Origin of the sequence: Halostella pelagica, assembly GCF_004762015.1 — an archaeon.
Taxonomy (GTDB): domain Archaea; phylum Halobacteriota; class Halobacteria; order Halobacteriales; family Natronoarchaeaceae; genus Halostella; species Halostella pelagica.
The window spans coordinates 376,137-396,109 of the sequence record NZ_SJES01000003.1; the positions used below are offsets into that span (position 1 = coordinate 376,137).

General features: G+C 63.0%; 22 protein-coding genes. 9 read left to right on the plus strand and 13 right to left on the minus strand.

Annotated elements, in window-relative coordinates; genetic code table 11:
* Positions 1-101: 101 nt before the first annotated feature.
* The 4 genes from EYW42_RS10030 to EYW42_RS10045 all read left to right on the plus strand — a co-directional run bounded on the left by EYW42_RS10030 (position 102) and on the right by EYW42_RS10045 (position 5,780).
* Positions 102-2,945 (plus strand): DEAD/DEAH box helicase, encoded by a 2,844-nt coding sequence (locus tag EYW42_RS10030; RefSeq protein WP_135535124.1) that lies wholly within the window; start codon positions 102-104, stop codon positions 2,943-2,945.
* A gap of 95 nt (positions 2,946-3,040) precedes the next feature.
* Positions 3,041-3,955: a hypothetical protein gene (locus EYW42_RS10035; protein ID WP_135535125.1), complete on the plus strand. Its 915-nt coding sequence runs from the start codon at positions 3,041-3,043 to the stop codon at positions 3,953-3,955.
* Between the two features lie 32 nt (positions 3,956-3,987).
* A complete protein-coding gene (locus tag EYW42_RS10040) occupies positions 3,988-4,635 on the plus strand; it encodes a protein sorting system archaetidylserine decarboxylase (protein ID WP_135535126.1) in 648 nt (215 codons plus the stop codon).
* Positions 4,632-5,780, plus strand: a complete 1,149-nt coding sequence (locus EYW42_RS10045) for a hypothetical protein (protein ID WP_135535127.1) — start codon at positions 4,632-4,634, stop codon at positions 5,778-5,780. Before EYW42_RS10040 ends, EYW42_RS10045 begins: the two co-directional genes overlap by 4 nt.
* A 55-nt stretch (positions 5,781-5,835) precedes the next feature.
* Here the strand turns inward: EYW42_RS10045 and EYW42_RS10050 are convergent, their stop codons facing one another.
* Entirely contained in the window at positions 5,836-7,971 is a 2,136-nt protein-coding gene (locus tag EYW42_RS10050; protein WP_135535128.1) for a CDC48 family AAA ATPase, read from the minus strand.
* A 123-nt stretch (positions 7,972-8,094) separates the two neighbouring features.
* Here EYW42_RS10050 and EYW42_RS20335 point away from each other — a divergent pair, with 123 nt between their 5' ends.
* A complete protein-coding gene (locus EYW42_RS20335; protein ID WP_259371288.1) occupies positions 8,095-8,229 on the plus strand; it encodes a DUF7128 family protein in 135 nt (44 codons plus the stop codon).
* Positions 8,230-8,296: 67 nt separating this feature from the next.
* Here the strand turns inward: EYW42_RS20335 and EYW42_RS10055 are convergent, their stop codons facing one another.
* Together EYW42_RS10055 and EYW42_RS10060 are read right to left on the minus strand one after the other, a co-directional pair.
* Complete coding sequence (locus tag EYW42_RS10055; RefSeq protein ID WP_135535129.1) at positions 8,297-8,539, minus strand: DUF7508 domain-containing protein; 243 nt, start codon at positions 8,537-8,539, stop codon at positions 8,297-8,299.
* A gap of 78 nt (positions 8,540-8,617) precedes the next feature.
* A complete protein-coding gene (locus EYW42_RS10060; RefSeq protein WP_135535130.1) occupies positions 8,618-9,031 on the minus strand; it encodes a DUF5796 family protein in 414 nt (137 codons plus the stop codon).
* A 127-nt stretch (positions 9,032-9,158) separates the two neighbouring features.
* Between EYW42_RS10060 and EYW42_RS10065 the strand changes: the two genes are divergently transcribed.
* Positions 9,159-10,007: a shikimate kinase gene (locus tag EYW42_RS10065; RefSeq protein ID WP_135535131.1), complete on the plus strand. Its 849-nt coding sequence runs from the start codon at positions 9,159-9,161 to the stop codon at positions 10,005-10,007.
* Complete coding sequence (locus EYW42_RS10070) at positions 9,965-10,270, plus strand: chorismate mutase (protein ID WP_135535132.1); 306 nt, start codon at positions 9,965-9,967, stop codon at positions 10,268-10,270. Before EYW42_RS10065 ends, EYW42_RS10070 begins: the two co-directional genes overlap by 43 nt.
* Positions 10,271-10,806: 536 nt before the next feature.
* Here EYW42_RS10070 and EYW42_RS10075 read toward each other — a convergent pair.
* From EYW42_RS10075 to EYW42_RS10105, 7 genes are all read right to left on the minus strand, one after another.
* Positions 10,807-11,229 (minus strand): hypothetical protein, encoded by a 423-nt coding sequence (locus EYW42_RS10075; RefSeq protein ID WP_135535133.1) that lies wholly within the window; start codon positions 11,227-11,229, stop codon positions 10,807-10,809.
* Between the two features lie 41 nt (positions 11,230-11,270).
* Positions 11,271-11,849 (minus strand): cupin domain-containing protein, encoded by a 579-nt coding sequence (locus EYW42_RS10080; protein ID WP_202613865.1) that lies wholly within the window; start codon positions 11,847-11,849, stop codon positions 11,271-11,273.
* 273 nt (positions 11,850-12,122) lie between these two features.
* Positions 12,123-13,118, minus strand: coding sequence for a DUF7351 domain-containing protein (locus EYW42_RS10085; RefSeq protein ID WP_135535134.1), 996 nt, complete (start codon positions 13,116-13,118; stop codon positions 12,123-12,125).
* A 410-nt stretch (positions 13,119-13,528) separates the two neighbouring features.
* Complete coding sequence (locus EYW42_RS10090; protein ID WP_135535135.1) at positions 13,529-13,726, minus strand: helix-turn-helix transcriptional regulator; 198 nt, start codon at positions 13,724-13,726, stop codon at positions 13,529-13,531.
* Between the two features lie 5 nt (positions 13,727-13,731).
* Entirely contained in the window at positions 13,732-14,124 is a 393-nt protein-coding gene (locus EYW42_RS10095) for a hypothetical protein (RefSeq protein WP_135535136.1), read from the minus strand.
* Entirely contained in the window at positions 14,124-14,360 is a 237-nt protein-coding gene (locus EYW42_RS20535; protein WP_135535269.1) for a hypothetical protein, read from the minus strand. The genes EYW42_RS10095 and EYW42_RS20535 overlap by 1 nt, the downstream gene beginning before the upstream one ends.
* A 153-nt stretch (positions 14,361-14,513) precedes the next feature.
* A complete protein-coding gene (locus EYW42_RS10105) occupies positions 14,514-14,948 on the minus strand; it encodes a hypothetical protein (RefSeq protein ID WP_161972934.1) in 435 nt (144 codons plus the stop codon).
* Between the two features lie 445 nt (positions 14,949-15,393).
* Between EYW42_RS10105 and EYW42_RS10110 the strand changes: the two genes are divergently transcribed.
* A complete protein-coding gene (locus tag EYW42_RS10110) occupies positions 15,394-15,630 on the plus strand; it encodes a hypothetical protein (RefSeq protein ID WP_135535138.1) in 237 nt (78 codons plus the stop codon).
* Positions 15,631-15,881: 251 nt separating this feature from the next.
* Here EYW42_RS10110 and EYW42_RS10115 read toward each other — a convergent pair whose 3' ends face one another.
* The 3 genes from EYW42_RS10115 to EYW42_RS10125 all read right to left on the minus strand — a co-directional run bounded on the left by EYW42_RS10115 (position 15,882) and on the right by EYW42_RS10125 (position 19,569).
* The gene (locus EYW42_RS10115; RefSeq protein ID WP_135535139.1) at positions 15,882-16,202 is read right to left on the minus strand and encodes a hypothetical protein; all 321 of its coding nucleotides are present in this window, start codon (positions 16,200-16,202) and stop codon (positions 15,882-15,884) included.
* Positions 16,203-16,308: 106 nt separating this feature from the next.
* The gene (locus EYW42_RS10120; RefSeq protein WP_202613866.1) at positions 16,309-18,642 is read right to left on the minus strand and encodes a bacterio-opsin activator domain-containing protein; all 2,334 of its coding nucleotides are present in this window, start codon (positions 18,640-18,642) and stop codon (positions 16,309-16,311) included.
* A 246-nt stretch (positions 18,643-18,888) separates the two neighbouring features.
* Positions 18,889-19,569: a carbonic anhydrase gene (locus EYW42_RS10125; protein WP_135535140.1), complete on the minus strand. Its 681-nt coding sequence runs from the start codon at positions 19,567-19,569 to the stop codon at positions 18,889-18,891.
* Between the two features lie 159 nt (positions 19,570-19,728).
* Between EYW42_RS10125 and EYW42_RS10130 the strand changes: the two genes are divergently transcribed.
* Positions 19,729-19,971: a hypothetical protein gene (locus EYW42_RS10130; protein WP_161972935.1), complete on the plus strand. Its 243-nt coding sequence runs from the start codon at positions 19,729-19,731 to the stop codon at positions 19,969-19,971.
* The last annotated feature ends 2 nt before the right edge of the window (positions 19,972-19,973 follow it).

The following is a 19,973-nucleotide window of genomic DNA, read 5'->3' on the forward strand; positions in this document are numbered from 1 at the left end:
GACGGGCACACTACCTTTCTTATTCGCGTCAGAAAGTGAGAAGCGGCGGCTGTCTCCAGCGGACGATGCCCTTAATCCGGTCGAACCGCTAGCTCGGATAGATGAGCGATAGTCGGGCCGCGCCCGATTCTGCGGCTTTCACCCGCCTTAGCGACGAGGTTCGGGCCGCCCTTTCAGAACGAGGATTTCACACGCCGACGGAACCCCAGAAGCGTGCGATCCCGCCGCTGGCAGCGGGCAACGACACGCTGGTCGTCGCGCCCACCGGCACTGGCAAGACCGAGACGGCCATGCTTCCGGTGTTCGACGCGATCTCGCGGGCTGACCCGCGGTTCGGCATCTCCGCGCTGTACGTGACGCCACTGCGGGCGCTGAACCGGGACATGCGCGAACGCCTGGACTGGTGGGGCGAGGAGTTAGGCATCGAGATCGACGTCAGGCACGGCGACACGTCGGACTACCAGCGGGGAAAGCAAGCGGACGACCCGCCGGACGTACTCGTGACGACGCCGGAGACGCTGCAGGCGATGTTCACCGGGTCGAAGCTACGGAAAGCGCTAGCTGACGTCGAACACGTCGTGATCGACGAGGTCCACGAACTCGCCGCGTCGAAACGGGGAGCGCAGTTGACCATCGGGATGGAACGCCTCCGCAATCTGGCCGGTCCGTTCCAGCGGATCGGCCTCTCCGCGACGGTCGGCGACCCGGCCGAAGTAGGCCGCTTTCTCACCGGCGGTCGCGGCTGTGCGATCCGGACGGTCGACGTCGGCAGCAAGGTCAGCGTCACGGTCCGAGAACCGACAGTCACGGAGGAAGACGAGGCCCTCGCCGGGGAGCTACTGACCGACGAGGAGATAGCGAGTCACGTCCGGGCGATCCGCGACATCGTCGCGGAGAAGGAGTCGACGCTTATCTTCGTCAACACGCGCCAGACGGCGGAGGCGCTCGGATCGCGGTTCAAGGAACTCGATCTGCCTATCGGCGTCCATCACGGGTCGCTGTCGAAAGACGCCCGCATCGACGTGGAAGACCGGTTCAAGGACGGTCGGCTCGACGCCCTCCTCTGTACCTCGTCGATGGAGCTAGGCATCGACGTGGGTCACATCGACCACGTGGTACAGTACGGCAGCCCCCGACAGGTCACGCGCCTGCTACAGCGCGTCGGCCGGGCCGGCCACCGGATGGACCAGCTATCCGAGGGCACCATCGTCACGACGCATCCGGACGACACCGTCGAGGCGATGGCCATCGCCCGTCGAGCGAAAGCGGGAGAGGTCGAGGCGACGGCCATCCACGACGGCAGTTTAGACACCGTCGCGAACCAGATACCGGGAATGGTGATGGCCAGCGAGGACGGCGTGAGCGCGATGGAGGCTTACGAGACGGTGACGAGCGCCTACCCGTTCCGCGACCTCACGGAGTCGGAGTTCAAGGCGGTGCTTCGCGAGTTGAAGGGCAACCGCATCGTCTGGGTCGACGAGGAGTCGGACCGGGTCGAGTCCTCAGGAAGCACCTGGCAGTACGTGTACGCCAACCTCTCGATGATCCCGGACGAGGAAACCTACACCGTCGAAGACGTGGCCAGCGGCCGCCAGATCGGCACGCTCGACGAGCGGTTCGTCGTCAACTTCGCCGAACCGGGCGAGGTGTTCATCCAGCGCGGCGAGATGTGGCGGATCACCGAGATAGACGACGAGGAGAGCGAGGTGACCGTCAGCCCCATCGAGGACCCCGCCGGCGAGGTGCCGTCGTGGGTCGGCCAGGAGATACCCGTTCCGCGCGGCGTGGCGAGCGAAGTCGGCGAGATGCGCGCCGTGGCGGAACCACAGTTCCGGGCGGGAGCTGACGCCGACGGCGTGGCTCGCGAGTTCGCGAGCCGGTATCCGACGGACGAGCGAACCGCGGCGAGCGCGCTCGAACGGATCGAAACGCACGTCGAGGCGGACGCGCCGATGCCGACCGACGACCGCATCGTCGTCGAACACCAGGGCCGAACCGTCGTCGTCAACGCCGCGTTCGGACACAAGGTCAACGAGACGCTCGGTCGCGTACTCTCGTCGCTCGTCGGCCAGCGGACGGGGTCGTCTGTCGGCCTCGAAGTCGACCCGTATCGCATCGAACTCGACGTTCCGGGCGGCGTGACGGGACCGGACATCGTCGAGGTGATAGAGGAGACGGAGCCGGACCACGTGGCCACGATCATCGAGTTGAGCCTCAAACGCTCGGACGCGCTGAAGTTCAAGCTGTCGCAGGTGGCCGCGAAGTTCGGTACGCTGAAGCGCTGGCAGGGCTCGGGCGGGATCTCCGGCAACCGCCTGATCGCCGCACTCGAAGACACGCCCGTCTACGACGAGGCGGTCCGCGAGGTGTTCCACGAGGAACTAGATGTCGACGGTGCCGGCGAGGTGCTCGAATCGGTCCGGACCGGCGACGTGGATGTCGTCTCGGTCGGCGGCCGAACCGCCGTCGGAACCGGCGGCCGATCCAGCGGCCGAGAGCTTCTCTCTCCGGAAAACGCGGACGCGAGCGTCATCGACACCGTCCGTGAGCGCATTCAGGACGACCGCGTAATCCTGTTTTGCCTGCACTGTCAGGACTGGGAGCGACGGAAGCCGGTTCGCCGGGTCCGCGACCAGCCGAAGTGTCCCGAGTGCGGGTCGACCCGCATCGCCGCGCTGAACCCCTGGGCGGACGAGGTTGTGAAAGCGATTCGCACCCCGGAGAAAGACGAGGAACAGGAGAAACAGACCGAGCGCGCCTACCGCGCCGGGAGTCTCGTCCAGGCCCACGGGAAGCGAGCCGTGGTCGCGCTTGCGGCGCGGGGAGTCGGCCCCCACAACGCCGCCCGGATCATCAACAAACTCCGCGACGACGAGGACGCGTTCTACCGAGACATCCTCTCTCAAGAGCGACAGTACGCCCGGACGCAGTCGTTCTGGGACTGAGCGAGAGCCGACACGGATCGCCCCTAGCGGTGCGAGGTCTCGGGGAAACGGGCGATCCCAACGCTTATTTACAGGTTATTCGACACGTGTATCATATGTCACGAGCGGGTTCGGAAGACAGCGGCGTTCTGGGGGCGCTGCCGATACAGCGAGGCGCGTTGGCAGGCGTCGGTGCGTTTCTCGTCGGATACGCACTGACGTATCTGATCAAGTCCGGTGATATCGAGGGCAAGACGCCGGACGACGGCGTCATGACGTACGATTTCAACGGCGAGAAGGCCGATGTGGTGTTCTCGGAAGGGGAGGTCGACCCGCCCGAAGTCGCCGACGCAGTTAGCTGGCTGTACTACGAGATGCACAACGTCGAGCACGACGGGACGTTAGCGTACACGATTTCACAGGACGGCGATAGCAACACGATGGAGTTCGACCTGCTGCTCGGCGTCGACGTCGAGACGTACATGATGGTTCTCCCGCCGGTGCTGCTCGCGGCGGCCGGCTACTGGGTGGCGTCGTCGGTAGCCGTACGCGACGAGACCGAGGCGGCGAAAGCCGGCGCGACCGTCACGGCCGGCTACCTCGTTACGGCGACCCTCGGAACACTCGTCTTCGCCTACAACGACCTGAACACCCAGACCAAAGAGGAGTACGGCGGCGAGGTGGAACAGACCCTCGAAGTGGCGTACAGTGTGGACCTCCAGTCCGCGGTGATATTCGCCGGACTCGTCTATCCGCTCGCCTTCGGCGCGCTCGGCGGCTACATCGCGTACAGGCGAGCGGAGACGCCCGGACCGGCAGCGGGGCGGCAGACGCCCCCGCACAACCCGCAGCAACCCCAACAGGGTCCGGCCGCCGGAAACCACAACAAGGACGCCGACGGCGGAAACCGAGCGGCGGGCCGTCAGGCCAACCAGCGGAGTACCCGACAGAGACCCGCCCACCGACAGCAGTCGAACCAGACGCGGGGCGGACAGTCGGGGCGGTCCGGCGACGACTCGGGCCGTCCGTAACGCACATACTCTTTCGCACCGCCTCTTTTCGTATGAACCTCGCTCCGGGCGGGTGGCGCTACGCGATACCCCCGGCGCTCGCCGCTTTACCGGCACTCATCTTTAGTTTTGGCCTGAGCGCCGCCCTGGTCGCTCTGGCCGTCGGCGTCGTCGCCTTCTTCCGCGACCCGGAGCGGACGCCGCCGCCGGCCGGCGTCGTCTCGCCGGCAGACGGGAAAGTCTCGGTGATCCGCGAGGAGGGCGAGCGCATCAGAGTCGGCGTGTTCATGAACGTCTGGGACGTCCACGTCAACCGCTCGCCGGTCAGGGGGACGGTCACCGGCGTCGAACACAGTCCCGGCGCGCACCGCCCCGCGTTCTCCAAGGAGTCGGACCGGAACGAGAAGGTCCACATCCGCTTCGAGGACGCGGAGGTGACGCTCATCGCGGGGGCGTTCGCCCGCCGTATCCACCCCTACGTGGAGGCCGGCGACGAACTGACCCGCGGCGACCGAATCGGACACATCGCCTTCGGCAGTCGCGCTGACGTACTGTTGCCGCCCGACATCGATCGCGCCGACCTCACCGTGGAGAGCGGCAAGAAGGTGACCGCCGGCGAGAGCGTCATCGCCTACACGGACGACGAGACGCCCCTCGCCGGTAGCATCGAAGAGTTCGGCGAGGAGAGCGGATCGGCGTGACGGGGGAGGAGACGCCGCCGCCGAGAGAGAACGGGGCGGCTGACCCGGCGACTGAGAACGGGGCGGCTGACGCGGTGACAGACCCGGTAGAGGATGTGGCGACAGACCCGGCGGCGGACGACGACGGGTCGGTCCGCGCCAGCGCCGGGGACGTCGAAGTCACCCGAAGGCGAGCCCTCGGACTCGCCGGCGGCGCGGCGGCCCTCGGCGCGGGCAAAGCCGTAGACAACGTGCTGATCGGGTACGGCGTGGTCGTCGGCGAAAACCTCACGACCCAGAACCTGTCCGCCGTCGCCGACGAGCGACTCGACCCCTCGCTGGCCGAATCCCCGCTTCCGGACGGCCAACGGGCCGCGGTTAGAGGGGACGCGCTCGCCGTCGTCGACGCCGACGACAAGGCAGTCGCGACGGTGTCGCTTCCGGGCGACCCCGACGAGGGGGCCGCAGTGGACGAGCGACTGGGCTTTGGGGGCGGACCCGTCGAGGAACTGGTTCGGGACCTCTCCGCTCTCCGACGTGGGGAGTACGAGTACGTGTTCTCGACGCGTGAGCCCTTTTTCGAGCGGGTCGACGACGCCGAGTCCCGCGCGGTCACGACGGGCGCACTTCGCGGCCCGTACTACGCGGGCGCCGACCCCGAAACGGTCGAATCGTTCGCGGACGCCGACCCGTCTCGCCCGCGAGCCGTTCTCGACGGTCTCGTCGACGGGTTCCGCGAGTACTCCTCGTACGACGTTCCGAGATATCTCGCCGGGTCGGTCGAAGACAACGTCCTCTTCGGGACCGTAGACCTCAGGCAACATTTCCGGACCGAGGCCGATTTCGATGCGATCCGGGCGGACGACGGCACGGGGATGTTCTGCTGGGAGTTCGTCAACCGGTCGCTCGAAGCGCTCCACGCCGTCCCCGCACGGCGTCAGCGCCGCCCCGTCGTCGGCCTGAAAGTCGTCGACGACCGCCACAAGCACGTCTACACCGGCGTCGCGAGCGTCGTCAGGGAGTCGGGGGACCTGGTGATCCCAGCGACGTTCGTCGACTATACGCACTCGACGCTGTACGACGATTTCTCGCTGACCGGCCTCCTCGGAGAGGGCGTGGAGGCGTACAACGAGCGACACCGCGCGACGGACATCTACTGGCCGTGACCGCGTCGCCGCGGTCCCGTAGTCTGAACCCATCCGAGACCGGCCCCGGAACGTGCTACTGTACGCCTGTACTCGGTTCGACCGTCTCGCGCGCCTCGTCGAAGTGCTCGGCCGTGATGACGACCTCCTCGGCGCGCTCGTTTGCCGCTTCGGGGCCGAGATCGTCCGCGAGTTCGCGGATGGCCCGCATCGAGGCGTCACGCGCGACGGCTTCGATGTCCGCACCGGTGTAGCCCGCCAGTTCGTCCGCCAGCGCGTCTAAGTCCACGTCGTCGCCCAGGGGTTTGCCGCGCGTGTGAACCGCCAGGATCTTCCGGCGGGCCTCGGTGTCCGGTTCCGGTATCTCGACGTGCGTGTCGATCCGACCGGGGCGAAGGATCGCGGGGTCGATAGCTTCCATGCGGTTCGTCGCCGCGAGGACGACGACGTTCGGGTTCTCCGCGAGGCCGTCGAGTTCCGTCAAGAGTTGCGAGACGACGCGTTCGGTCACCTCGTGGCCCTCGCCCCGTCGCGCGGTCACGGCGTCTATCTCGTCGAAGAAGACGATGCTCGGCGCGGACTGGCGCGCGCGGTCGAACACCTCGCGGACGGCCTTCTCGCTCTCGCCGACGTACTTGTCGATTATCTCCGGGCCGTTTACGTGCACGAAGTTCACGTCGGTCTCTCCCGCCAGCGCCCGAGCGAGCAACGTCTTGCCGGTGCCGGGCGGGCCGTACAGCAGGACGCCGGAGGGCGGATCCGTGTTTGTCACGTCGAACAGTCGGTCGTAGGAGAGCGGCCACTCGACGGCCTCGGTGAGGGTGTCTTTCGCGTTCTGGAGGCCACCGACGTCGTCGAAGGAGGTCTCCGGCGTCTCCGCGACGTACTCCCGCATTGCGGACGGTTCGACCGCCGCGAGCGCGGCGTCGAAGTCGCGTTTCGTCACTTTCGGGTCCTCGTCGTCCGCCGCCTCGCGGAACCGCGGCAGGGCGTGCATCGCCGCCTCCGTCGTCAGCGCGTGCAGGTCAGCGCCGACGAACCCGTGCGTGCGGGCGGCGATCCGGTCGACGGACACGTCGTCGGCGAGGGGCATCCCGCGGGTCTGGACTTCGAGGATCTCGCGACGACCGGCCTCGTCCGGCACGCCGATCTCGATCTCGCGGTCGAAGCGCCCGCCGCGACGGAGCGCCGGGTCGATAGCGTCGACGCGGTTCGTCGCGCCGATCACCACCACGTCTTCGTGCGTATCCAGACCGTCCATCAGGGAAAGCAGTTGCGCGACGACGCGGTTCTCGGCACCGTCGCTTTCCCCCCGCGTCCCGGCGATGGAGTCTATCTCGTCGAAGAAGACGACGGCGGGCGCGTTCTCGGCCGCTTCGTCGAAGGCGTCGCGCAGTCGCTCCTCGCTCTCTCCCTTGTACTTCGACATGATCTCCGGGCCGTGGACGGTGACGAACTCCGCGTCAACCTCGTTGGAGACGGCCTCGGCGATGAGCGTCTTGCCGGTCCCCGGCGGACCGTACAACAGAACGCCCTTGGGCGGGTCCACGCCGAGTTGGTGGAACAGGCCGGGCTCCGACAGCGGGATCTCGATCATCTCTCGAACCTGTTCGAGTTCCTCGTCCAGCCCGCCGATGTCCTCGTACGAGACGACGGCGTCGTCGACGCTCCCCTGGTCGGAGGCGTCGGTCCGGTCCGGTTCGTACGGGTCCGGTGCGACGAGCACCATCGTGTTCGACGAGATGCGAACGGGGCCGTCCGGGTCCGTCGCGACGACCCGGAACGGCGGGTCGGCGACGCGTTCGAGGCGAATCTGTTCGCCCTCGCTGACGGGGCGGTCGTGGAGGTCGCGGGTTACCGCTCGCTCGACGACGGTCGCGTCGACGTTCGCGAGCGACGGCGGCGGTGCGACCGTCACCGACTGCGCGTCCTCGACGTCTTGCTTGGCGACGGTGACGGTGTCGCCTATCTGGACCCCCGCGTTCGTCCGCGTGTCCGCGTCGACGAGAATAGCGTCCGGCGGGACATCGCCGTCCGCGGGCCACACCTTGGTGACGGTCGTTCGGTCGCCGCTGACGACGACGGTGTCGCCGGACAGGACGCCGAGGTTTCGACGCGCGGCTTCCGGAATGCGCGCGACGCCGCGGCCCGCGTCGCGCTTCTCGGCACCGCGTACCGTGAGTTCGACGGCAGCGGGTCCCTTCGAGCTCATGCGACTCGATAGCGGACCGACAGCCTTCATTGTAGCGTTTGCCGCTGTGTGCAGGCCGGCCGCGGGCGTGGCTCGCTCTCGACCGGAGAAACGCATATGTCGCCGGCCGTTCCACGGTAACACATGGTCGTACAAACGGAACGGGACGACGTGACCTGGTTCGAGTGTGAGGGGTGCGGCTTGCTGTTCGATGACCAGAACGACGCTCGCCAGCACGAGGAGAACTGCGACGCCGAGGAACCGTCGTACATCCAGTGAGCGGAGGTTCAGACAGACTCGTCGGATGCGTAGCGAACGACAGGCAGTCGCACGCGCCCGGACCGGCTCATAGCCGCTCGCGGTGGTCGGCGGCGAGTTCCTCGGCGCGCTCGTTCGTGTTCGTTTCTGTCCATCTGACGTTCGTTCCCGACCCGTAGGAAAGCGCCGTCTTCAGTTCGTCCCGCAGGACGCCCGCGCCGACTTCGACCACGTTGCCGTCGTCGTCGCCCAGTTCGTACACGCCGTAGCGCTCCGGCGCGTTCCCGACCGTCCGGCGGTTCAGCGTCCGCCACTGCTTTGCGAGAGGCATCTACTCCGTCTCTGACGGCCGTACCGCGGGAAAAGATTTCGGCGCTCGGCGACGAACGCCGTTCGTCGGCTCCGACCGTCAGGCGATCTCGTACGAGTGCTCGCTCAGTTCGTCCTCGGCGAAGACGAACACCCGTCCGCGGGCGACCTCCGGGTCGGCCTCGATGATGATAGAGTGGCCGTCCATTCTGGCGACGACGCCGGGGAACAGTTCCTCCTCGTCCTCGACGAAGATCCGGCCGACGCCGGTCGTTTCGAGGATGTCGTCGTGGGTGTTCCGGTCGTTGACGTACATCATGACCCCCTCCGTTTCGCTCGGGTCCGTCACGAGCACCTGCACCTGTTTGCCGGGCGGCGTTCGAACCGACTCCTCGACTTTCTCCGGGACGCCGTGGTAGAGAACCTCCCTGCCGTCGATATATTCGACGTAGACGCCTTCCTCCGCGAGTTCGACGCCGAGCGTCGACGGCGAGACGTTGTTGCGGGCGCTCATACACGTCCCTTCCCGCGGCACGCTCAAAAGCGACCCGTTCTCACGCAGGCGGTCGCGGTGGCAGAGACGACCCGGCTATATCCGCGGGGACCGCCAGCGGTAAGTGCGTGATCTGATTTCCTTGGGTATGGACGGGCGGGCACGCGCTCCGGCGGCCGGGACGGTGTTGAACGCGCTAGCCTGCGGTACTGGGTCGGCGTTCGCCATCGACGAGTACACCGCCGCCGAAGTCACCCTCGACGGACGCCGCGGCGTCGACGGCGAGATAGCCGGCGCGCCCGACGCCGACACCAGCCTGATCGAACGCTGCGTCGAACTCGTCGCCGCGGAGTTCGGCGACGGACAGGGCGGGACGGTCCGGACTGAGAGCGAGGTGCCGATGGCGTCCGGTCTGAAGAGCTCCAGCGCGGCCGCGAACGCGACGGTGCTCGCGACGCTCGACGCGCTCGGCGTCGACACCGTCGACCGGAAGTCGGCCTGCCTGCTCGGCGTAGAGGCTGCCCGCGACGTCGGCGTCACGGTCACCGGCGCGTTCGACGACGCCAGCGCCAGCATGCTCGGCGGCGTCACTGTCACCGACAACGAGCGCGACGAACTACTCGCCCGCGACGAGGTGACGTGGGACGTGCTCGTGTGGACTCCGCCGGAGCAGTCGTTTTCGGCGGACGCGGACGTAGAGCGGTGCCGGCGGATCGCGCCGGTCGCGGAACTCGTCGCCGATCTCGCACTCGACGGCGAGTACGGCCGGGCAATGACGGTCAACGGCTTCGCCTTCGCCGCGGCGCTCGGCGCTCCCACTGACCCGTTACTGGAGGCGCTACCCGACGTCACCGGCGTTTCGATATCCGGAACCGGCCCCAGTTTCACTGCGGTCGGCGACCGCGAAACCTTAGAGGAACTACGAAAAACATGGGAGACACGACCAGGAACCACATGGCTAACGACGACACAGACAGACGGCGCACGGACGAGATAAGCCTCGACGAACTCCGCGAGGAGATAGAGAGCATCGACCGAGAGTTGGTCGAACTCATCGCGCGACGGACCTACGTCGCAGACACTATCGCGGAGGTCAAAGAGCAGGGGGACCTGCCGACCACGGACGAGGCCCAGGAAGAGGCGGTGATAAAACGAGCCGTGGAGAACGCGGAACAGTTCGAGGTGGACTCGAATATAGTGCGCGCCATCTACCGCCTGCTCATCGAACTGAACAAAGTAGAGCAGCGAGAGAGTCGGTAGCCGAAAATAGCGTTTCCAAGGCCTCTATTGCCGTTCTGTCTACTGGTTCTTTCGGTAATTGGTCTTTTCGTCTGTCGATCAATAACATAGAAATCTTTCAGCGGAGAGGCGTCGCGTACAGCATATGGGAACTGTATCCCTCACTCATTTCTACTCGTTCACAGCCCGGAGAAGTCGAAATAGGTGAGATATCAGGTTGGACTTGGTGCCGATATCGTTACCTCGAGCTCGATACCCAAGTCGTGCGCAGAGATTGGCCCGTTGTCGATGATGTTCTGCGGCTCCATGCCTGGATGACCGATGTCCCCGTCTAGTCCTGTCCCGAGGAGTGCACTGGTCATCGGAAGCGGTGGACGGCCAGGAGCTCGCACGACATCGCCAGGATCGTCCCCGACGACGATTCGCATGCCCATCCCACCCCATTCATGCGGGGCACAGAACAGGTCATACACGCCTTCTTCCTCGAAGCGATAGAGCCAGAATCCATGATGCTCGTTGACCGTCGATGAGAACGCCGGAACGCCGTCGGGGACGCGTTACTGACGTTCTTGACCCGGATGGTACGCCGTCGCCGTGTGTTCCGGCGTACAGAAGTCGAATTCGACGATCGCCCCTGGCTCCAGATGAAGTCCCACGGGGGCGAAGTGGAACGCACCGAACTCGGCCGTTAGGGCCGGAAGATTCGTATCGTCGATTTTGTCCTCGTCGACGTGGAGTTCGACGGTCTCGTCCGGCTCTAATCGGTTCGGAATTTCGTCGTCACTCGTTCCTGAATAGCCGAAGTGAGAGTGGATACTCGGTGGATCGGCATTATCGGACTCGCCCTGTGATTCAGAGGGGTTCCCGCTTGCTGTGGCAACCCCTCCGAATACTGGAAGCGCCGCGCCGAGTCCAGTCGCTTTGAGGACGCTCCTGCGTTTGCAGTTCGATCGGCTGTTCGACGCGTCTGGTTTCTCCATTCGATGATCTGATGACCGTGTCATTGTCGGTTCGAATCGTGTTACTGGAAGTCACTGGGTTCATCGCCGATGTCGGGGTAGTCTGGCAGTTGGTATCCCAACACACCTCCGAGGACAGCCAGGATTTTGAAGGCCCAATGCGGCGGGCTCACCGCGGAGATGTCCTCCTCGTGCTCCGTCGTCAGCATCGCTATCAGCAGGATGTCGTTGACCCCCTCCGGAGGTAACGAGACTCCTCGCTCCGTGACGAGCCGATGAAACCGCCGGAAGAACGCCTCGTGCTGTAGCGCGGGCTCGTGTACGTTTATGAGTTCGACGGGGGTCGCGTTCCTGAACGTATGCGGCGTCCCTGGAGGGACGGTGTGTTCCTCACCAGCCGTTACCTCCATCCATTCCCCGTCTACGTACACTTCCAGCACACCAGAAACCACTTCGTAGCGCTCCTCTGCGTGTGGATGCGTGTGGACGAATGGGCCTTCATCGGGGACATCTTCGATCTCGAATCGCATTTCCAACAGTTCGCCGTCCGTGTCTGCCGTCGAACGTGTGATCTCCCAGCGGCCAGGGAACTCACCCCAATCGAGGACGCGATCCTGTTTGCGGCGGTCTACTGCTTTCATGGAGTTTCCCTCATGGTACACCCTCGCTGTTCGGCGTCGGTTTGCTTGTCATGGTGTTCGTCACCCTGTATCGTCCGTTCCGCCGCTTATGCCGGCTTGCGGCACCTCCACGTAGTGGACGGCACGGTGCCGGATCGTGCTCCGAGACCAGCAGGTAGTGCTAGCGCCGACATCGACATATGTGTTAGGAGAAAAACATTTCTCTAATGGAGTCAGACTGTCCGGATTACACGAGATCGAGGAGAAAGCCCGCGACTTTAGTCGTGGGAGAAGTCACGAAACGACGGTGTCTGTCCGTGGCTCCCGATCGAACTCGACGATGTTCATCTCGTCGTCCAACGTGAGTGCGAACATCGTCGTCTCCACCACGATAGAAAGCGATACGCGGAGGGGTTTAGTCGAGACTGATGTCTCGACGCTGTTCTGAAGCAGTTCGATGGCCTCGTTAATCGTCGGGGAGTGGATATCCAACTCGGGGTTGCCGGTCAGTTCGGTCGCCAAGACGAGACCAGTCGCGAACATCTCGACAGGCAACCGCTTGGCGAACCCACAGGTATCACACTTCATATCTGCCCAAATCGGGAATGCCGTTCCACAGGCGTCGCAGGGCTGGCCGTTCTCTACTTCGTGCACGTCACAGGTCGTCACCGACGACGAGATCCGTCCTGCACACTCACGACAGATGCCATACATCAGATAGGTTATGTCGAGCGCACACCGATAGAGTCCCGCTGCGAGCGCTTGCTCAGAGTCGCGATTCGTTAGTCCTGCTGCCGGGTAATTCGTGAGAAAAAGCGTCCCGACTGGCGCCTGATCGCCGAACAAACCGTAGCATTCGGTACAGCGAACTCGAAGCCATTGATCCTCGTAGGTGACCACAACGGCTGCCCCGCATAACGGGCAACTCTCGTCGAGTTCTCGGGAGAAGTCGAGGCTCTCTGCTCCGGAAACGGCGATCACCGTTCTGGCGATCTGTTTGCCCGCACTGCTCAGTCGGTATCCGTCGTCAGTTCGTCGGACGAAATGCGGAGCGAGTTTCGAGAGATGGTAGTTGAACTTCCCGTTGTCGTCGATATCAATCTCGGACTGTAACTCAGAATACGACACCGTCTCGACGGCGTCAGAGCCGTCGTCGTATTCGTAGGCGGCACCCGCCCGCCAGAGTACGCGAATGATGTCTAACCGTATTTCGTTCCCTAGAATGCCGAAAGCCTCGTCCGGGGGGAGCCCGTCCAGTTCGAGATCGGGAGTGAATCGGGTGTGTTCCATGGTAACGATAAACTTGGTACGTCAATAAACGTATCCCAAGCGTCCGGAGGTGTTGAGAACGTCGCATCGGGGGCACCGTATGTTCGTCAGTACCACAGCAATGTCTTCTCGACCCCAGGCTTCGACAGTCTTCACCACCAGCGGCGCGGTCTCATTTATATGTGGAGACGTGAAAGCGCCTATATCGACTGTTTTCGATAGTCTGAACTCACCGACGTGGGGTTTGTTCCACAGGTCACGTTATGGATTTCAGATACCTGAACAAGGTCGAGCAGCGCGAGCAGCGGTAACGCGGGTCGTAGTAGAAAGAGCGCGAGGGCGGTTGGCAACCTCTCCGGTGGAGATAGAAATGCTACAGAAAGCGTTTATCCAGGTCACGGACGTCTGAGAGCCTGAATTCTGTGGCTGCACTAATCGAGGTCCGGTTCGAATAGATCTTCTATCGAGCAGTCGAAATATGTAGCGAGCTTAAATGCCAGTTCGAGCGACGGGTCGTATTTTGATTTCTCTATCGCATAGATCGTCTGGCGGCTCACGCCGACTGCGTCTGCGAGTTCCTGTTGCGTGATCTCCGCTTTTGCACGCTCGACCCGAAGGTTGTTATCCATATACTCTACAGGCGTTGATACGCTTCCGTCCCCCCTAATACGAGAAATATCGTTACGACGCCCGCCGTTGCAAGGTAATCCATTTCCGTCGGAACGATATCGCTTGTCGCTGCGTATCCAATGTAGATAACAGTTATGGAGACGAGAAGAACCATCCCTGTAACGGTTAGTGCAAGGTCAATATTCCGCGTGTCACGTTCGTCAACGACTCCCGACTTCTCGCATTGTGACTTGAACGCATACCCGATGTTACTGGTGAGTACCATCACAGCGGGTAATAGGACCAAATCCGCGGCCGTTGGGTCCGTAAACGGCTCACCGACGAGTAAACCAGCGATCGGATAAACGAGCGCTGGCACGATAAACAGAAGGAGGTTGTACTTCGCCGGCAGCCACATCAGTGGTCGCCTCCGTTCGTCCCAAACTCCCGAGAGAGGATTCTCGGCAAGTTAGTGGCCCAACTGATAATCGCACAGACGATCATCATTACTACAGCACCGAGATAGACCCAGAAGGTGTTTCCTCGGATCATAAACTCAGGAGCGATGAATCCTGAGAAGATAATTATGGCACTGATCGCTGCTGTTATCGTTACGAGGAGGGCACCGTACGCTTGTCGCGGGTTCTCTACTATACAGTATCAGCTTGATCCGCCGCGGATATGAATGTTAAGTGAGGTTTACAAAATGTGTAGTTTGCTTAACGTTCGAACCGAGACGTGACCCCGGACGCTATGCTCTGCGGGGACATAGAATAATGCTACTGAACGCCAGTTCAAGGAGGCCACTCAACAGTCAGACCACGACTCGACTGTCTGCTCCGGAGTCAATGTGAGACCGATATCCGTGCGCTCACAGTTCAGGCTGTTCTCCGGCGAATACTCCCACGTTGCAGACGTTCCGTTCGGCGTGAAGACAGACACCGTCGCCGGGCGAGCGTCAACTGCTCCAGACTGGTCGATGGAGTGTGGCTCGAGTTCGTACACTCGGCTGAAGAGGGAATCACCGTCCCTGTCTGTGACGTAAACAGCTATCCGTGCGAGGTCGTCGGTATCGTTTTCGACGAGTACCTCTATCGAGTCTCCGTCGCCATCGGATCCGCCAAACGGGTCGATCCCGTTACATCCCGCTATCGAAACCGCAGAAACGGTGCCGACACTGGCGAGCAGCCGGCGGCGAGACGTTTGCTGCGTATCGTGGGACCGAGAGGGACTCGAAGACATCGTGCGTAAGTTCATCAGTACACCCCTCAATGTTTTCATTCGAGCACTCTACCAGTTCGAACCAGTTGTCTCAGAGTGATCACCTACATTTGTCTGTACCAGTAGATACCGCTACCGGCGAGTAAGAGGCCGGATATCAGGTGGAACGCGCCTGTCGGAAGAATTCGCGAAAATCCGACTATCGGGTTGGCAATGAGCATCAAACCGATAAGTAGCGTGATGAGACCAACGGCTTTGCTGGTGGTATCTGTGTTCCCGCCTGTATCCATATATGCCCGTTTATTTCATATGAATTTACAAATTTGGATCCGCGGAAAGATGCTGTTTCCTAGTCTCGGAACGGGCTACGGTCATTTGTCGATTACTACGCCCCAGTGTGTGACTCAGGCCGTACCCAAACGATATATGTGTAGTGTTTCTTCATTTACCAGAGGTTACGTATCAAATGGGACTTCTCGATTCGTTCGGCGCGTTGGTCAGTAGTATCATCGCCGGAATCGTCATGCTGGTGTTCGGTATCCTCAGTTTCTTCGTTACGGTGTTTATCGTGCAAATGGGTGCGGAGTTGGCAGGATACACCCCTAGCGGGGATTTCGTCGTTCTGTCCGCCGCACTTCTCGCAACGGGTGCGATCATCGCCGGCGCCACTCCGATGTCGGGTTCGACCGACACCGCTGAATAGCGGCGTCCGGGGCTGCGTTTCGGCTGAAACACTCTCGTAGCCCGCTATATTCGATAGCGAGAGCCCCCGCCACTTGCGGGCGAGATCAGTCTCAACTGTCACGACACGCGCACTGCGTCCGAGTGCGTCTAGTGCTATCTAGAGGCAGATTTCAAGCGAACTGATAGCGAGGAAGAGAGCGATACCGCATGGGAGAGGCCCCGCTGGACGCCGAACGGGACGTTCCTGCCGTTCGGGAGCGAAAAAGTACGCTAGCCGCGTGCGACGGGGACATCCTGTTTCTCGGTCTCGGCGTTGTCCGTCCTGACGCGCTGGGGCGGCCCGCTGGCCGGCAGACGGGCGCGACAGTTCAGCCAGCCGATACTCCCTTTGGTCGGTGCCGCATAGCGAGCGGTTACCTCGACCAGTTGGTCCGCGGCGTCGGTCTCGGCCGTCGCTCCGAGAAACTCGATGTCTACCCCCTCGCGCTGCATGCGCCCGATGGTCTCTTCGATGAGCGAGACGGCGTCAGTGTACTCGGCCCGGGAGCGACCGTCGAACACGTACGTGACTGTGTATCGTGTCTGTGCCATTGTCAGTGTCCCCACGTCTCGGTCGTGCCCTCGGGATAGAGAGCGGGCGCTGCTACACGCAGCGTGATCAAAAAGCACCGCTCAAACTATCGCTAGACCGGCGTCGTTACCGCTTCTCGAAGTCGACGAGTGTCGACGAGAGCGTGTGGAGCGCGTTGCGCAGGTGGTAGTGAAAGGTGGTCTCTGCGAGGTCCATCGACTCGGCGATGTCGCCTGCGGTGCTCCGGCGCGGCCAGTCGAAATACCCGGCGTGATAGGCACGTTCGAACGCCTCCTGCTGGCGTTCAGTCAATCGGTCGTCGATAGATTGGCGCATCTCTAGGGCTTTCTGAACGGGACGGTCGAACTCGCGCTGTGCGATCAACGTCGAGTCTGGGTACACGGCCTGAAGCCTGTCAGTCAACCGTCGAACGTCGGCCGACGGTGGCGCTTCGACGCTAAACCGTCCCCGTCCAGCGTCGGCGTGTCCCGACGTGAGGATGGCACCTTTCTCCGTGATTTCGTTCAGGGCCGGTCCCTTCAGAACGAACTCGACCAGGCCGCTGTCGCCCTCGTCTGCGATCACCCGAACGCGGTCCACGTCCGGGTCCTCCGTCGCGACGTCGCGTACGCCCGCCGGTGTCGCGCCGTCGACCGAGAGATATACGCTCCAGCCCCCGGACGCCGACTCGACGTATCCGGTGATGGTGAGTTCACAGTCCAGGCGGTCGGACGCCCGGACGAACACCAGTTCGGAGTCCGTGACCTCGAGCTCGAGTTCGACTACCGAATCGGCGAACAGGAGTCTCCGGTTTTCGATAGCGTTGATAGCGAATCCGACGGCCTTGCCGAGAGTTTCGAACCCCGCTTGTTCGCGCTGACTGAACGCGAGTGGTCGGGTCGCGTACACCGCCAGAACGCCGTACGTCGTGTCACCGTGGACCAGCGGGACGGCGGCGACCGACTTGACATCGCGGTCGAGCGCCTCCTCGCGCCAGGGTTCGAACGAGGGATCGGAGTGAATGTCCTGGCTGACCTGTATCCTCCCCGTGCGAAGCGCGCGACCGCCGGGACCCCGTCCGGGGCCCTCCTCCGCGGTCGTGACCGTTATTGCCTCGACGTACCCGTCGTCGATCCCGGCACTGGCGCGGGGGACGATCCGCTTACCGCGCCGTTCGGGTTCGCCGATCCAGGCGAACTGGTACAGTTCGGACGCCGCCAAGCGGTCACAGACGACCTGCTCGATCTCGGTTCGCGTCGGCGACTCGAACAGGTCACGGGTCACCTCCAGAAGAAGTTCGTTGATTCGGTCCAGCGTCGTCAATTCGTCGCGCTGGCGCTCTAGTTCCCGCTCGTGCCGCCGACGCTCCGAGATGTCGTTAGCCATCAGGAGCGCGCCGTCGAACTCGCCGTCTCGATACAGTGGAACCCCCCGTCCGGTGAAGTACGCCTCCGCGCCGTAGATCGATTCGAAGGGAAACTCGAACTCGATCGTTTCGCCCTCTAGCAGACGAGAGAACAACTCCGCCTCGCCGGTTTCGACGATAGAAGGGAGTTCGCGGATGTCCACCCCGATCGCGGCCGACGACTCCTCGTCGGTAGGGAGGCCGATGATCTCCTCCGCCCGCGGGTTTTCGTACGTGATCCGGAGGTCATCGTCGAGACGGAACATTCCGAACGGCGCGTTTTCGACCAGTTCCTGGTTGAACTGACGGGCGGCACCGAGTTCGCGCTCGCGCTCCGTGCGGTCGGTGATGTCGCGGGCGATACCGCACCGGTAGATGCCGCCCGTCTGTGGGTCCTCGAACGCCGACTCCCGGAACTCGTGTGGGATGCGTTCGCCGTCCCCGGTGACGATATCGAGGTCGGCTTGTCGGTCGCCGAGTTCGTCGACGGCCCCGGCCAGACACGGCAGGTGGTCGTGCTGGTCCGTCGCAACGAACTCCGTCGGGTCGGCCGCGGCTATCTCCGCGTCCGTGTAGCCCGTCACTTCGCGGAGTTTCGCGTTCCAGAGGACCAGAGAGCCGTCCTCGTCGAGGACGTACACGATGTCGTCGACCGTGTCGAAGACGCGTTCGACGAGTCGGTTCCGTCGCCCTGGTCGCTCGTCGTCCGCGGTCGCTCGCACGATACAGATGAACTGGTCGTCAGCCAGACGGGCGATCGAGAGTTCCTGCGGGAAGGTACTGCCGTCGCGTCGCCGGCCAGCGACCCGGCCTCGCCACTGGCCATCCGCGCGGCAGGTCGGTAAGACATCCAGTTCGAAGCGAGACCGCTCGCTCTCGGCGAGACGACGGTCCCAGGGCTCGCTATCGAGGTCCTCCGGTCGCGCAAACCCGTAGAGATCAGCGTACGGCTGGTTGACCGAGACGTACTGTTCGCCGTCTATGACGGCCATCGCATCCATCGACGCAGCCATCACTTGCGCCCCGTCCAGAGTGATCTCGGCTGCGTTTGCCATGGTGTGGTGTTTGCTAGCACTGTTCTTAAAATCCGGCACACAGCAGGCACGGAGGACGGAGAAAAGGAATTATTTCCTAGAACTATATCTGGAAATTTAATTCTGGGAATTATCGATTTGATCCGCTGAACCCCGGCGCATACGCCTGGGTTTCCGAAGTGCCTGACTCCGACGAGGAGGGGGTCCTGAAGCCGGTTACCGTCCCGTTCGACCACAGTTTCGGGCGTCGATAGGCACGGCGGACGGTCAGTACTCCCAGAGCCGCTCGATCCGCGATTCGATGTCGGGGTGGTCGTCCCGGAGCGCGTCGACGGCGGTTTCACCGCCGACGTTGATGACGTGGACTTCCCCCCGACGCCCGGAGTAGGCGTCTTGGAAGTCGTACACGACGCCGACGACCTCGACGTCCTGCGGAACGTCGTCGCTCTCTATGAGGAACTCGACCTGTCTGTCGACGTTGTACTCGACGAGCCGATTGATGGCCTCCGTGCGGTTCACGTCCGACGGAAGGAGTTCGACGCCGCTTTCGAGATGCGGCTTCAGTAGCTCGAGGCAGTGGTCGATACCCGCAGGCTCGGCACTCTCGCCCGTGAGCGCGTCGTACGTCGCGGTAACGGCTCCACAGCCCGTGTGTCCCACGACGATGATAGTGTCCGTTTCGGTGTGTTCGACCGGATAGAGAACGTCTCCCGAAACCACGTCGCCGGACTCCGTCCGCTGAACGACGCGGTTGCCGATGTTGCCGCACGTAAAGATGCGTCCGGGTTCGTCGTTCCCCCAGATGTGGTCCTGAAGGACGCGGGAGTCGGAACAGCAGACCGTGACCGCGTCCGGCCGCTGGGAGTCCTGTACGTCGTCGAACCGTGACTGAAACCGACTGGCGTGGTCCGAATTGCTCCGTAGCAGGTCGAGTAACGCCTGGCTCATGGGCGTACAGCGACTCTCGGAGAAGTATAATCTTGCGACTGCGCGGAGAGTCCTCCGATCCGAAAACGGTGCGTTCCCCGCGGCGACGAAGGCGTACATGATCAGTCGTCGTTCTACCCGTAGATGTGTTCCTAGTGCAGTAACAGGAGGATACCACCAGTGGTCCTCACAACAGCGTTTAACGTTTCGGATCCGTACCTTGCAGTAATGGTTATCATGGGGAAGTGTACTCGGTGTGGACACACGCAACCGGGGACGGAAAACGGGAAGACTGTCGACCCACTCGCGGAGGGCGGGTGTGCAAACTGCGACAACGGGACGTTCACCGTCGTGGAAGAGGACAACGCCGCGGCGCTGCGTCATGGGACGGCGGACGTAACCGTATCGGCCAGGTCCGGCTAGCG

Bases quoted from the DNA above. Each gene is read 5' to 3' on its own strand.
- EYW42_RS10030 (WP_135535124.1), top strand. From the start codon at position 102: ATGAGCGATAGTCGGGCCGCGCCCGATTCTGCGGCTTTCACCCGCCTT.
- EYW42_RS10035 (WP_135535125.1), top strand. From the start codon at position 3,041: ATGTCACGAGCGGGTTCGGAAGACAGCGGCGTTCTGGGGGCGCTGCCG.
- EYW42_RS10040 (WP_135535126.1), top strand. From the start codon at position 3,988: ATGAACCTCGCTCCGGGCGGGTGGCGCTACGCGATACCCCCGGCGCTC.
- EYW42_RS10050 (WP_135535128.1), bottom strand. From the start codon at position 7,971: ATGAGCTCGAAGGGACCCGCTGCCGTCGAACTCACGGTACGCGGTGCC.
- EYW42_RS20335 (WP_259371288.1), top strand. From the start codon at position 8,095: ATGGTCGTACAAACGGAACGGGACGACGTGACCTGGTTCGAGTGTGAG.
- EYW42_RS10055 (WP_135535129.1), bottom strand. From the start codon at position 8,539: ATGCCTCTCGCAAAGCAGTGGCGGACGCTGAACCGCCGGACGGTCGGG.
- EYW42_RS10060 (WP_135535130.1), bottom strand. From the start codon at position 9,031: ATGAGCGCCCGCAACAACGTCTCGCCGTCGACGCTCGGCGTCGAACTC.
- EYW42_RS10065 (WP_135535131.1), top strand. From the start codon at position 9,159: ATGGACGGGCGGGCACGCGCTCCGGCGGCCGGGACGGTGTTGAACGCG.
- EYW42_RS10070 (WP_135535132.1), top strand. From the start codon at position 9,965: ATGGCTAACGACGACACAGACAGACGGCGCACGGACGAGATAAGCCTC.
- EYW42_RS10075 (WP_135535133.1), bottom strand. From the start codon at position 11,229: ATGGAGAAACCAGACGCGTCGAACAGCCGATCGAACTGCAAACGCAGG.
- EYW42_RS10080 (WP_202613865.1), bottom strand. From the start codon at position 11,849: ATGAAAGCAGTAGACCGCCGCAAACAGGATCGCGTCCTCGATTGGGGT.
- EYW42_RS10085 (WP_135535134.1), bottom strand. From the start codon at position 13,118: ATGGAACACACCCGATTCACTCCCGATCTCGAACTGGACGGGCTCCCC.
- EYW42_RS10090 (WP_135535135.1), bottom strand. From the start codon at position 13,726: ATGGATAACAACCTTCGGGTCGAGCGTGCAAAAGCGGAGATCACGCAA.
- EYW42_RS10095 (WP_135535136.1), bottom strand. From the start codon at position 14,124: ATGTGGCTGCCGGCGAAGTACAACCTCCTTCTGTTTATCGTGCCAGCG.
- EYW42_RS10105 (WP_161972934.1), bottom strand. From the start codon at position 14,948: ATGTCTTCGAGTCCCTCTCGGTCCCACGATACGCAGCAAACGTCTCGC.
- EYW42_RS10110 (WP_135535138.1), top strand. From the start codon at position 15,394: ATGGGACTTCTCGATTCGTTCGGCGCGTTGGTCAGTAGTATCATCGCC.
- EYW42_RS10115 (WP_135535139.1), bottom strand. From the start codon at position 16,202: ATGGCACAGACACGATACACAGTCACGTACGTGTTCGACGGTCGCTCC.
- EYW42_RS10120 (WP_202613866.1), bottom strand. From the start codon at position 18,642: ATGGCAAACGCAGCCGAGATCACTCTGGACGGGGCGCAAGTGATGGCT.
- EYW42_RS10125 (WP_135535140.1), bottom strand. From the start codon at position 19,569: ATGAGCCAGGCGTTACTCGACCTGCTACGGAGCAATTCGGACCACGCC.